We start from the raw sequence: 12,496 nt of genomic DNA, 5'->3' as shown, positions 1-12,496 counted from the left end.
GGTTTTTTGTTTTTTAGCACTTTAGTACCCAAAGAGCCCTACAAATTTAAGCTCTTAGTTAGGTAGCTTAACGGCTACTTCATTCCGTACTTTGGGAAAGTAGCTTCTAATAGGATAAAACCATGGCCACTATAAAAGATGTCGCTCGCTTAGCAGGCGTATCAACAACAACCGTCTCTCACGTAATCAACAAAACTCGCTTTGTTGCAGAAGCGACGCAAGAAAAAGTAAATAAAGCCGTAGACGAACTGAACTATGCACCAAGTGCCGTTGCTCGTAGTTTGAAGTGCAATACAACCCGCACTATCGGCATGCTAGTTACTCAATCAACTAACCTATTCTTCTCTGAAGTTATCGATGGTGTTGAAAGCTACTGCTACCGTCAAGGTTACACTTTGATTCTGTGTAATACGGGCGGTATCTATGAGAAGCAACGTGACTACATTCGAATGCTTGCAGAGAAACGTGTAGATGGCATCTTAGTTATGTGTTCTGACCTAACTGAAGAACTAAGAGGCATGTTAGACCGTCATGCAGACATCCCTAAAGTGATTATGGATTGGGGCCCTGAGAGTTCTCAAGCAGATAAGATCATCGACAACTCTGAGGAAGGTGGTTACCTAGCGACCAAATACCTCATTGAGCACGGTCATTCCAAGATTGCTTGTTTAAGTGGCCACTTAGACAAAGCGGCATGTGTTGAACGCATCGCGGGTTACAAACGCGCACTCAACGAAGCTAAGATTGCTACCGATGATAACATGATCATTGAAGGTAACTTCGAGTGTGATACTGCGGTTCTTGCTGCAGAGAAAATCATTAAGATGGTAGATCGCCCAACGGCCGTATTCTGTTTTAACGACACGATGGCACTCGGCCTAATGAGCAGATTGCAAGAGAAAGGAATTCGTATCCCTGAAGATATTTCAGTGATCGGCTATGACAACATCGAGTTGGCTGAATACTTCTCTCCGCCGTTAACAACGGTTCACCAACCCAAACGTCGTGTTGGTAAGAACGCTTTCGAAATTTTGTTAGAACGCATTAAAGATAAAGACCATGAAAAGCGTGTGTTCGAAATGCATCCTGAAATTGTTGAGCGAAGCACAGTTAAAACGTTAAATTAATTGATAAATTCAGTTTAATATAATTAAGCGCACCTTTAGGTGCGCTTTTTTTATCAACAACACGAATGAACCTGGTATCATACTGGAAAGATCATTAATTGAAGCAATATCACATTTTGAAATAACAAGTGTGAGCCTCATTCAACAAAAACTTTATTCTATTCAATCAGTCACGCACAGGGCAAATCACTTGAAAGAGTGAGACGCAAAGCTTCCGGCCTAAACCACTCGTTGGTATGGTAGCGGGGTTACCGATGGCAAAATGCAGTAACTACTAATAATTTAGTAATTTACGGCTAATTGACAATTTAATTGCAACATTTTGCTAATCTCTCGGACCTGCTTATTTGGTGGCGTAGTTCAAATACACCGAGATAAATAACATGGATAAACCGATACTAAAGGATTCAATGAAATTATTTGAATCCCTAGGAAAAATAAAATCACGCTCGATGTTTGGTGGCTTCGGTCTTTTTGCTGATGACACTATGTTTGCTCTGGTTGTAAATGACCAGTTGCACATACGAGCAGACAAATGCACAACGAAACAGTTCGAACAACAAGGGTTTCAACCGTACGTCTACAAAAAACGTGGTTTCCCTGTCGTTACTAAATATTTCGCTTTACCTGAAGGCCTGTGGCAAGACCAAGAGAAAATCTTGCAGCTTGCAACGACGTCTCTGGGTTTTGCTAAAGAAGAAAAAGCTGAGCAATCTTCAGCTAAGCCTACTCGACTCAAAGATCTGCCCAACCTTCGACTCGCCACTGAGCGTATGTTGAAAAAAGCAGGGATCGATTCCGTAGAACGTTTATATGAATCTGGCTCTGTAAACGCATTTAACGCCATCAAAGAATCACATGCGTCTTCTGTCAGTATTGAACTACTTTGGGCGTTAGAAGGCGCGATCAATGGCACACATTGGTCTGTTATACCGCAGCAGCGTCGTGAAGAGCTTATCAATCGCGTCAATTAACATTGTCAGTGCAATCTATATAGATAACTAAGCCGCATTTTTGCGGCTTTTTTTATATCTGGTGAAAGTTATTCTATGCTTTGCCTGTCTATCTATACTAGTGGTATACATTGAAAAACTAATGGTATGCATTGAAAATTTAGAGGAAGTATCAATGAGTAAAAAAATGATATTGGGTATTGTGTTGGTCATAACCATCGTCTTGTTAGGCGTCAATTTCGGCCAGTACTTAACGCTTGAAAATGCAAAAGCCCAGCAAGCTGTTTTGAATGACTACATCGAGAGCAATTTCATTGCCGCTGCCGCTATCTATTTTGTCGCGTATGTCATGATTACGGCTTTCTCAATTCCTGGCGCTGCCGTTGTTACGCTGTTAGGCGCTGCGCTGTTTGGGTTTTGGAACAGTTTACTGCTGGTGTCTTTCGCGAGCGCTATTGGCGCAACCCTCGCCTTCTTAAGTAGCCGTTACTTGTTACGTGACTGGATCCAAACCAAGTTTGGCGACAAGTTAGCCACCATCAATAAGGGCGTTGAGAAAGACGGTGCATTTTACTTATTCTCGCTACGTCTAATTCCTGTTTTCCCATTTTTCCTTATCAATCTATTGATGGGTCTAACACCGATGTCGGTGAGTCGTTACTATATTACTAGCCAAATCGGTATGTTGCCGGGTACCGCTGTTTTCTTGAATGCCGGAACTCAACTCGCAGAAATTGATTCACTTTCGGGCATCGTGTCTCCCTCAGTACTGTTGTCATTTGCCTTACTGGGTGTGTTCCCAATTATTGCTAAATGGTTGATGAACAAATTTCGCTCAGCACCTGTCGCTGAGTAACGTATATAGCTAAATAACTAAGAAACTAAGTAACGCATACAGCCAAATAAGGTTCTATTTCAATGAAAATCTTCAGTGCATCGAATCCGACAGAAGCTCATATCATCTGTGGATTGTTAGAAAGTGAGAATATTGCGTGTGAAGTCCGTGGTGAGGGTTTGTTTGGTTTAAAAGGTGAAATCCCATTTACCGAAGATACAGACCCTTACGTATGGTTACATGAGCCAGAACTCGCTAGTAAAGCCCGCACGATCGTCAATGACTACCAAAAACAGCAAGATTCGATCATCTATGAAGAGTGGCGTTGTGGTGAGTGTCATGAAATCAATGAAGCACAATTCGGGTCTTGTTGGCAGTGCGGCGCTGCTTCGCCTGAATAGCAAAGTTTCAGTTATTACAGACACGATTCGGTCAAATACCTCCTCCAAATAAAAACGGGAAGCTAAATTAGCTTCCCGTTTTTATTTTAATTCTATTGGATCATCGAGCCTGATAACCAACCCAGAGAATCACTGAATTTGCTTTTGGATAAAAGCGATAGATTGTTGATTGAATTCTTCAGGATTTTCTACATTACATACATGCCCACAGTTGGCAATTTCTACCAACTCGCTCGACTCGTGCGCTTCGACCATTTCTTTAACGGGTTTTATGAACATGTAATCGCGCTCGCCCATCAAATACAAAGTCGGAATCGGCAACTCCCTGTCTTTAAAGTATTTCATCAATGGGTTCACATCAGCCGTGAGGATAAACCAGCGCTTGAACTCTTTTTGGCACAGCTTTTTCGCTTCGCGGATAAACAGGTGACGTGATTCTTTCTGACTTTTTTGCGGCATCACAACATAAGCAAAAAGGCTGTATAGCCACATATAAGGAATGATGTGCTTACTCAGGTTTCCTAATTTGATTAAGACTTGAGATCGAGTGTTGAGTTTAGTGACAGCACCACCAAGCACCATCGAACGTACTCTGCTTGCCGCCAGTTCGGCCACGTTACGAACGATAATTGTACCCAAAGACATACCAACAAAGTGTGCGGATCGGATTTTTAGATGATCTAACACTTTAAGAATATCGAGCGTTACTGATTTGAACGTATAACGGTTCGAAATCAGATCTTTAAGTATGTTGTCTGATTTACCGTGCCCTCTCAAGTCAATGAGAAGCAAGTTGAAATGCTGTTTATACGCTTTGATCTGCTTAAACCAAATGGAGGAACTGCCCCCTGCGCCATGCACAAACACAACCCACTGATCACTCGTAGGGTGAGTAAATGTTTTATGAAATAATAAACTCTCAGACATACCTATCGCTTAATTTATTTATGGAGCTAAGCCTCATCACAAGGCGATGACTAAGGATATCACGCAATTAAGAATTTTAAGTGATAATAGTGTCAAACCCAACACTAGTCATGTGAATACCTGACCACCTTTTCTACCTGACTAAAATGAGTTTGCAAGCTTTGTCTTTGGAAACGTGATGTGATCTGACCAGAAAAAAAAGGCACTCTATCAGCAGAGCGCCTTCTTTTATTATGAACAGTTGTTATTCAACAACTATATTTTAAAGCTAAGTCAACAAGTTAAAATGCAGAATGGTACATCGCAAGATATTCTTCTGCCGCATCTTCCCAACTAAAATCTTGTTGCATCGCGTAAAGTTGAACGCGCTTAATTTCAGATGGATTTTGAGCATAAAGTAGTAATGAGCGATGTAATACCGCTAGTAATGCTTGCGGTGTTGGTTCTTCAAAAGCAAAGCCTGTTGCTATCTCGGGATCCTGATCGTAATCATTCACACTGTCCTTTAAACCACCAACAGAGCGCACAATAGGCAAAGTGCCGTAAGCCATGCTGTAGATTTGGTTCAAGCCACAAGGCTCAAATTCAGAAGGCATCAAGAAAAAATCAGAGCCCGCTTCAACCAAATGCGCTAGTTCATTATTGTAGGCTTCTACGAATGAGAACTTGTCTGAATGAAGTGCTGATAACTCTTTCAATTGACTCGCCAAAACCGGATCACCAGTACCGACAATCACGATCTGCAATTCGTTTTTCAAGAACTGCTCGATGACAGGCAGTAAGTAATGAACGCCTTTTTGGTTGGTCAGACGACAAACCATGCCATAAACCGCACAATCGGTAACGGGTAAACCAACATCTTGTTGCAGTTTTTGCTTACAAGCAGATTTTCCACGAGTCATGCTGTGTTTCGTTGCTTTGAATTTACGAGGAAGGGAAGCGTCTGTTTCCGGGTTCCAAGCTCCATAATCACAACCGTTGAGAATACCAAATAAGTCGGCCGAACGATGTTGGAACTCTGCTGCCATGCCATGACTACCTAACTCCGTTTTCAGCTCTTCCGCATACGTTGGGCTTACTGCATTGACCTTATCGGCACACATCACCCCTGCTTTTAGCATGGTGACATGCGTGTCACTTACAGATGCTTCTGGCACATTGTAACTGTGCATCTCTGGCAGACATTGCAGTTCATCGTATGCGAACACCCCTTTGAAAACTGCATTGTGAATCGAGATAACACTGCGCGTATTTTCAAAGAAATCATGTTGTTGATAACGTGATTTAAGCAAGAAAGGCACAAAGCCTGTGTGCCAGTCATTTGCATGAATGATATCAGGTTGGAACGCGAGCTTAGGAAGCATATCCAAACAAGCCGTACTGAAGAACGAAAAGCGCTCTCCGTTATCAGCATACGCTTGATTGTTCTCTGCGTACATTTCAGGACGGTCAAAATACTTGTCACATTCAATAGCGAAGATTTGAACACCTTCGACACTCAACTTTTTGACTTGATAAGCAGTATGAGGCCAATGATCGAGCTCGGTCGACAAAATCACTTCAGCTGAATCAATGTTTGGAATGTTTCTATAAGCAGGGATGGTCACTCGAACATCTTGTTCGAGTGTTTGTAACGCTTTTGGCAGTGCCTTGGCTACATCAGCCAAGCCACCACTTTTAATCAAGCCTTCAACTTCAGACGCTACAAAAAGTACCGAGAGAGTCTTAGTAACCAACTCGAGCTCCTTTGGAAATAACTACTACACCATCGTCAGAGACATGGTAATGCTTTTTATCTTCTTTCAGGTTTACGCCAATCTGTGTTCCAGGTGCGATATCTGCATCTTTATCGACGATGACACGACGAAGTACGCAACCTTCACCCACTTTCACATCACCGAGTAAGATACTCTCACTAATATCACACGCTGATGCGATATTACTGCGGAAACCCAATACACACTTCTCAATGCGAGAGCCACGTACATAGCTGCCGTTACACACTAAGCTATCGATGATCTGAACACGGCCGTTTGCCGAATCAGTAAACGTAGCCGGCGGTAGTGGCGGATAGTATGTATGTAGTGGCCACTTGCGGTTGTATAGCGAGAATGGCGCATCTTTCTCAAGAAGATCCATATGAGCTTGCCAGTACGCGTCAATCGTACCTACATCGCGCCAATAAACTTCTTCTTTCTCACCAGTAATACGGTTAGTACTGAAGTCATAAACAAACACATCACCACGCGGAACCATGTTTGGAATGATGTCTTTTCCGAAATCATGTGTCGAGTCTTCTTTATCTGCATCTTCAACAAGTTCTGCGAACAACTCGTTAGCTTCAAATACGTAGTTACCCATAGACACAAGCGCAGACTCCGGGTCACCTGGAATTGGTTTCGGGTTAGCCGGTTTCTCTTCAAAACCAATCATACGGCCTTCAGCATCCACTTCGATAACGCCGAATTCAGATGCTTCAGCAAGCGGCATACGCAATGCAGAAACGGTTAAAGCCGCTTTCTTCTCTTTATGGAAATCAAGCATCTGCTTAATGTCCATTTTGTAAATATGATCTGATCCAAAAATACAAACTTGATCAGGTTCTTCCAACTGCATGAAGCGAAGGTTTTGATAAATAGCATCTGCTGTACCTTCATACCAACGCTTACCTGTACGCATTTGCGCAGGGATTGGGTCGATAAAACGGTCGGTTATACCACTGATATTCCAACCTTTTTTCATGTGATGGAACAGTGATTGTGACTTAAACTGTGTTAATACGTAGATCTTCATTAGATCAGCATTAACGAAGTTATTCAGAGCGAAATCAATTAAGCGGTAACTACCACCGAAAGGAACCGAGGGTTTGCTGCGAGATTCAGTTAAAGGTCTTAAGCGAGAGCCTTCACCACCAGCAAGAATCATTCCCAATACACCAGCCATTTTATTCTCCATATATTTATAGCTTGTCGATGTTAGTGCTCTAAGAGGTATCTTCCTCTGGGGGATGAGCACCAACACTTATTTCGGTACTTAACGAATATCCATTCACATGCAGTGAAAATATCCTAAGCCAAACGTTGTTAAGTGTGCACTATTGTTTGCACTTGGTTTTATATACGTTATCGACTTTCCGGCCGATTTCAATTTTTAATACGCCATTCTGTGTTATGTAAGCCGATTGCTTTCCTAAGACTTAAAGCAGCTCACATTACACTGTTTTTATGAAACATTAAGTTAACACTCGGAATACATCAGGTATACAACTAAAACCTGATCTGTGACTTACAATATTTTAATTAAGTTACAATCACATTAAAGTTGCATAATTAAAGATTATTATCCATTTCATTTATTTCATGACCTGAATTTAACAAATAGACACAGGTAAGGCCGACGATCGAGAGACAGCATAATTAGTCATATTTAGATCAAAAAAAAGCAGCCTAATGGCTGCTTTTTCATCAATAAAATGCCAACCCATATCAGATCGGGTCACACATTCAGTTACTTCTCTTTAGGCTTTTTACGCTTATCCGTAACTTCCCACTTACCGTCGATGTACAAAGCGGTCCAACCTGAAGGTTTACCGTCCACTTCGGTACGAACGTAGTTTTCTTTTGTCTTACGACTAAAACGAACTACTGTCGGCTTGCCATCAGGATCAGCAACCGGTGCTGATGCCAGATACTGGAATTTAGGTGAAATACGGTCTTTAAAACGAACCAGCTCTTCCACTAATGGTGCACGTGTTTCACGTGATTTAGGGAAATTACTCGCGGCCATAAACAGACCAGAAGCCCCGTCACGAAGTACGAAGTATGCATCTGAATTTTCACATGGGAGTTCAGGGAAATGCACTGGGTCTTCTTTCGGTGGCGCTACTTCACCATTTTTCAGAATCTTCCGAGTGTTCTTACAATCTTCACTCGTACAGTCCATGTATTTACCGAAACGACCATTCTTCAAAACCATGTCAGAACTACATTTGTCACACTCAACAAGCGGACCATCATAGCCTTTCACTTTGAATTCGCCGTGTTCAACCACATAACCTTCACAGTTAGGGTTGTTACCACACACGTGCATCTTACGCTTATCATCGATCAGATAAGCATCCATTGCCGTTTCACAAATCGGACAACGCTTTTTCGCTCGAAGTGCTGCGGTTTCAACGTCTTCTTCAAGAACGTTGATAATACCGTCTTCATCGCCAAGGTTGATGGTTGTCTTACAGCGCTCTTTTGGTGGAAGTGCATAACCAGAACAACCTAGGAATACGCCAGTCGAAGCTGTACGAATACCCATTTTACGACTACAAGTTGGACACTCAATATCGGTTTCAACGATATGATTTGGCTTCATGCCACCAGCGTCTTCATCTAAATCGGCTTTTTCCAAATCGCCTGTAAAGTCTTCGAAGAAGTTATCTAGCACGCCTTTCCAGCTTGCTTCGCCTTCTGCAATTTGGTCTAACTTCTGCTCCATACGAGCCGTAAAGTCATAGTTCATTAGGTCATTGAAACTGCCATCTAGACGGTCAGTAACAATTTCACCCATCTTCTCAGCATAGAAACGACGCTGTTCAACTTTTACATAACCACGGTCTTGAATCGTAGAGATGATTGATGCGTACGTTGAAGGACGACCAATACCACGCTTCTCAAGCTCTTTAACTAGCGCCGCTTCAGTAAAACGGGCTGGCGGCTTAGTGAAGTGCTGTTTAGGGTCTAATGCGATTAGGTCTAGCTTTTCACCAACCTGTACAGCAGGAAGAATCGTATCTTCATTTTTACCCATTGGACGTTGAACGCGAGTCCAACCATCAAATTTAAGAATACGACCTTTCGCTTTTAACGTGTACTCATCCGCTTTAACGCTTACCGTCGTTGAATCGTACTGCGCAGGTGTCATTTGACATGCAACAAATTGATTCCAAATCAGCGAGTAAAGCTTGTGTGCGTCTGCGTCTACGCCGTTTAGGTCTTCAGACTTAACATCTACACTTGAAGGACGAATCGCTTCGTGAGCCTCTTGTGCGCCCTCTTTGCTGCCGTATACAAGCGCCTTCGGTGGAAGGTATTGTGCGCCAAACTCAGAACCAATATATTCACGAGCGGCTTCTACAGCTTCTGAACTCAAGTTAGTTGAGTCAGTACGCATATAAGTGATGTAACCCGCTTCATACAAACGTTGAGCCAACATCATGGTTTTCTTTACGCCGTAACCAAGACGTGTGCTCGCCGCTTGTTGCAGAGTCGACGTGATGTAAGGTGCAGACGGCTTACTCTTAGTTGGGCGGTCTTCACGTTTACATACTTCGTATTGCGCTTTTTCTAAAACGCTTACTGCAGCTTGTGTTTGCGCTTCATTATCAGGTTTAAACGCAACACCGTCTTTTTGAGCGACTTGCAGTCTGAAATCTGTTTTCTCTGCCGTTTTGGTATCAGCATGCACATCCCAGAACTCTTCAGGGATAAAAGCGTTGATCTCGCGCTCACGTTCAACCAGTAGTTTTACAGCTACAGATTGAACACGGCCAGCGGATAGGCCTCGTGCTACTTTTTTCCAAAGCAGTGGTGACACCATAAAGCCAACAACACGGTCCATAAAACGTCGTGCTTGTTGTGCGTTTACGCCGTCGATATTTAGCTCACCTGGAGTTTCGAAAGCTTGCTGAATAGCATTTTTAGTAATTTCGTTAAAAACCACTCGTTTGTATCGCGTTTCATCACCACCGATGATCTCACGAAGGTGCCATGCGATAGCTTCTCCTTCGCGGTCCAAATCGGTTGCGAGATAAACATGGTCTGCGTTCTCAGCCAGTTTTTGCAATTCAGCAACGACTTTTTCTTTGCCCGGTAAGATTTGGTAATTCGCTTCCCACTCTTGATAAGGGTTGATACCCATCTTTTTAATAAGCGCTTTGCGATCTTTTTCTTTCTTGATACGAGCTTTATCTTCTGGGCTCATACCCTTGGTTGAAACTGCAGCAGCCTTCTGACCTGTACTTTGACCCGCCGTTGGTAAATCACGAACGTGACCTACACTCGACTTAACGACAAAGTCTTTGCCAAGATATTTATTGATAGTTTTAGCCTTGGCTGGCGACTCCACTATAACGAGCGATTTACCCATATTGACTCTAACGTCCTTAATCACGATGCTTCAACACCAACAATTTTACTTGTGGGCTTTTACGCATGATATTCTAAATTCATTGCTTCTTTTTTTACTATTGTGCGAGATTACTAGAAGATCAACCGCTTTTTTCAAAATTGGATCTGATCGCTCGACAATTCGACGACTCATAGAGAAAAGAGTCACAATATAAAGAAGCTATAAAGTACTCACTAAGAATACTTGCAAGAGCCTATTCATCAGGCATTACGTCTAAACGCGCTCATACTAAGCTTGTCGGCGAATCTAACGCGAGCCCCATTCAATTATTTTTGTCATAAATCACAAAATAAATTGTGGATGTTTGAAAAGACTCTCTTAATCGGTTGTGAAATCATTGAATTTCTAGTTCGACACCATAAACTCAACGATATATTCAGTTATCAGAGATAAACTCATGACAAAGAAAGTAATAGCAGAATTTGATTTACTGCTTATCGCAAACCAAATTATCCAATCACATGATGACTACATTGAAGGCATGCGCGCAAACAGCGTAGTAGAAAAAGACGATGTACTCATTTTCAAAGGTGAATACTTCTTAGACAACAACGGAATGCCGACAGAAAATACAACCGCGGTATTTAACATGTTTAAGTACTTGGCGCATCACCTTTCGAAAGAATTTACAATTCAGCAATAATTAAAAAGCTTGCCATCTAGGCAAGCTTTTTTGTTCCTGGACCTTTATATACTTATCATTTTTATAGACTTAGTATTTTTATAGACTCAGCATTTTCAGCTTATCGAAGTAGTCAGGGAATGTCTTGGATGTACAACCTGGATCATTGATCGTCACCGGGGTGTCACTCAAAGCAACCAATGAGAAACACATCGCCATGCGGTGATCATCGTAAGTATCAATCGCCGCGTGCGTCAGTTCAGCCACAGGGTTAACAATGATGTAGTCTTCACCCTCTTCCACCTCAGCGCCTACTTTACGTAGTTCTGTTGCCATTGCCGCTAAGCGATCCGTCTCTTTCACACGCCAGTTGTAAACATTGCGGATTGCGGTTGTTCCCTTAGCAAACAAAGCCGTTGTCGCAATTGTCATCGCCGCATCTGGAATATGGTTGTAGTCCATATCAATGCCTTTTAGCTCACCACAACGAGAGATAACGTAGTCATCACCCCATTCAATTTCAGCACCCATTTTCTCAAGTGCATCAGCGAATTGGATATCACCTTGGATACTGTTTTTGCCAATACCTGTCACTTTAATCTCGCCACCTTTGATAGCAGCGGCTGCAAGGAAATATGACGCAGATGATGCATCACCTTCAACCAAGAAATCACCGGGTGCTGTGTAAGATTGCCCGGTTAGAATCACAAATTCTTGGTAGTCATTGTTGATAACATCCACACCAAATTGCTTCATGATATGCAGCGTAATATCGATGTAAGGCTTAGAAACCAATTCACCCTCGATTTTGATGGTTACTTCGCCTTCAGCTAAAGGTGCAGCCATCAAAAATGCCGTCAAGAATTGACTAGAGATAGAACCGTCGATAGAAACCGTACCACTCTTCAGACCGGTACCTGTGATCTTCAATGGTGGATAGTTTTCGTTTTCTAAGTATTCAACGTCGGCACCGGCTTCTCTCAGTGCAGTCACTAAGTGACCAATTGGACGCTCTTTCATACGTGGTTCACCAGTAAGAACGTATTCACCGCGACCTAAACAAAGTGCAGCAGCCAATGGACGCATTGCTGTACCCGCGTTACCTAAGAAAAGCTCTAGGGCTTTGTCACTTGAAAATGCACCACCAACACCTGTCACTTCACAAACTGTTTTGTCTGCAGACAACTGATAATCAACACCTAACTGTGTTAATGCATTCAACATATGACGAATGTCATCACTGTCTAGTAAGTTTGTTAGGCGAGTTGTTCCCGTTGAAAGTGCAGCCAAAAGAAGCGCACGATTAGAAACACTTTTTGAGCCAGGTAGGTTAACTTCCCCGCTCACTTTCTGAATTGGTTGTAACGTAAGGCTTTCCATTAGTTCTTATAGTCCTTGTACCACCCGAAGTCACTGGCGCGTATTTATTTTCGGGTGATGAATAATTCTTC

At 42.4% G+C, this 12,496-nt stretch carries 10 protein-coding genes and 1 riboswitch; of the genes, 5 read left to right on the top strand and 5 right to left on the bottom strand.

Annotation, left to right across the window (positions count from 1 at the left end; genetic code table 11):
- Nucleotides 1-122 precede the first annotated feature (122 nt).
- The 4 genes from purR (at nucleotide 123) to AB6E08_RS03655 (ending at nucleotide 3,316) form a co-directional block, all read left to right on the top strand.
- Nucleotides 123-1,127, top strand: a complete 1,005-nt coding sequence (gene purR / locus AB6E08_RS03670) for an HTH-type transcriptional repressor PurR (RefSeq protein ID WP_065204902.1) — start codon at nucleotides 123-125, stop codon at nucleotides 1,125-1,127.
- Between the two features lie 170 nt (nucleotides 1,128-1,297).
- A riboswitch (cyclic di-GMP riboswitch) is annotated at nucleotides 1,298-1,383 on the top strand.
- A gap of 127 nt (nucleotides 1,384-1,510) precedes the next feature.
- Nucleotides 1,511-2,101: a TfoX/Sxy family DNA transformation protein gene (locus tag AB6E08_RS03665; RefSeq protein WP_004736448.1), complete on the top strand. Its 591-nt coding sequence runs from the start codon at nucleotides 1,511-1,513 to the stop codon at nucleotides 2,099-2,101.
- 154 nt (nucleotides 2,102-2,255) lie between these two features.
- Nucleotides 2,256-2,936 (top strand): TVP38/TMEM64 family protein, encoded by a 681-nt coding sequence (locus AB6E08_RS03660; RefSeq protein WP_009846351.1) that lies wholly within the window; start codon nucleotides 2,256-2,258, stop codon nucleotides 2,934-2,936.
- 62 nt (nucleotides 2,937-2,998) lie between these two features.
- On the top strand, nucleotides 2,999-3,316 hold the full coding sequence (locus AB6E08_RS03655; RefSeq protein ID WP_102248916.1) for a DUF2007 domain-containing protein: 318 nt from the start codon (nucleotides 2,999-3,001) through the stop codon (nucleotides 3,314-3,316).
- A gap of 129 nt (nucleotides 3,317-3,445) precedes the next feature.
- Here the strand turns inward: AB6E08_RS03655 and AB6E08_RS03650 are convergent, their stop codons facing one another.
- The 4 genes from AB6E08_RS03650 to topA form a co-directional block, all read right to left on the bottom strand.
- Nucleotides 3,446-4,243: an alpha/beta fold hydrolase gene (locus tag AB6E08_RS03650; RefSeq protein ID WP_017097713.1), complete on the bottom strand. Its 798-nt coding sequence runs from the start codon at nucleotides 4,241-4,243 to the stop codon at nucleotides 3,446-3,448.
- Nucleotides 4,244-4,524: 281 nt separating this feature from the next.
- On the bottom strand, nucleotides 4,525-5,979 hold the full coding sequence (gene glgA, locus AB6E08_RS03645) for a glycogen synthase GlgA (RefSeq protein WP_372065308.1): 1,455 nt from the start codon (nucleotides 5,977-5,979) through the stop codon (nucleotides 4,525-4,527).
- On the bottom strand, nucleotides 5,969-7,198 hold the full coding sequence (glgC, locus tag AB6E08_RS03640; protein ID WP_080518005.1) for a glucose-1-phosphate adenylyltransferase: 1,230 nt from the start codon (nucleotides 7,196-7,198) through the stop codon (nucleotides 5,969-5,971). Before glgC ends, glgA begins: the two co-directional genes overlap by 11 nt.
- A gap of 552 nt (nucleotides 7,199-7,750) precedes the next feature.
- Nucleotides 7,751-10,381: a type I DNA topoisomerase gene (gene topA / locus AB6E08_RS03635; RefSeq protein ID WP_012603610.1), complete on the bottom strand. Its 2,631-nt coding sequence runs from the start codon at nucleotides 10,379-10,381 to the stop codon at nucleotides 7,751-7,753.
- Between the two features lie 439 nt (nucleotides 10,382-10,820).
- Here topA and AB6E08_RS03630 point away from each other — a divergent pair, with 439 nt between their 5' ends.
- A complete protein-coding gene (locus AB6E08_RS03630; RefSeq protein ID WP_009846345.1) occupies nucleotides 10,821-11,066 on the top strand; it encodes a YciN family protein in 246 nt (81 codons plus the stop codon).
- A gap of 78 nt (nucleotides 11,067-11,144) precedes the next feature.
- On the opposite strand, the gene aroA is transcribed toward AB6E08_RS03630, so the two are convergent.
- Complete coding sequence (gene aroA, locus AB6E08_RS03625; protein ID WP_102248919.1) at nucleotides 11,145-12,425, bottom strand: 3-phosphoshikimate 1-carboxyvinyltransferase; 1,281 nt, start codon at nucleotides 12,423-12,425, stop codon at nucleotides 11,145-11,147.
- Between the last annotated feature and the right edge of the window lie 71 nt (nucleotides 12,426-12,496).

The sequence above is a fragment of the Vibrio sp. 10N.247.310.24 genome (assembly GCF_041467175.1).
In the GTDB taxonomy this organism is placed as follows: domain Bacteria; phylum Pseudomonadota; class Gammaproteobacteria; order Enterobacterales; family Vibrionaceae; genus Vibrio; species Vibrio tasmaniensis_A.
Note: the sequence above shows the minus strand (reverse complement) of the source record. Positions and strands in the feature narration are given on the sequence as shown.

Coding starts and splice junctions, on each gene's coding strand:
- purR (WP_065204902.1), top strand. CDS start 123: ATGGCCACTATAAAAGATGTCGCTCGCTTAGCAGGCGTATCAACAACA.
- AB6E08_RS03665 (WP_004736448.1), top strand. CDS start 1,511: ATGGATAAACCGATACTAAAGGATTCAATGAAATTATTTGAATCCCTA.
- AB6E08_RS03660 (WP_009846351.1), top strand. CDS start 2,256: ATGAGTAAAAAAATGATATTGGGTATTGTGTTGGTCATAACCATCGTC.
- AB6E08_RS03655 (WP_102248916.1), top strand. CDS start 2,999: ATGAAAATCTTCAGTGCATCGAATCCGACAGAAGCTCATATCATCTGT.
- AB6E08_RS03650 (WP_017097713.1), bottom strand. CDS start 4,243: ATGTCTGAGAGTTTATTATTTCATAAAACATTTACTCACCCTACGAGT.
- glgC (WP_080518005.1), bottom strand. CDS start 7,198: ATGGAGAATAAAATGGCTGGTGTATTGGGAATGATTCTTGCTGGTGGT.
- topA (WP_012603610.1), bottom strand. CDS start 10,381: ATGGGTAAATCGCTCGTTATAGTGGAGTCGCCAGCCAAGGCTAAAACT.
- AB6E08_RS03630 (WP_009846345.1), top strand. CDS start 10,821: ATGACAAAGAAAGTAATAGCAGAATTTGATTTACTGCTTATCGCAAAC.
- aroA (WP_102248919.1), bottom strand. CDS start 12,425: ATGGAAAGCCTTACGTTACAACCAATTCAGAAAGTGAGCGGGGAAGTT.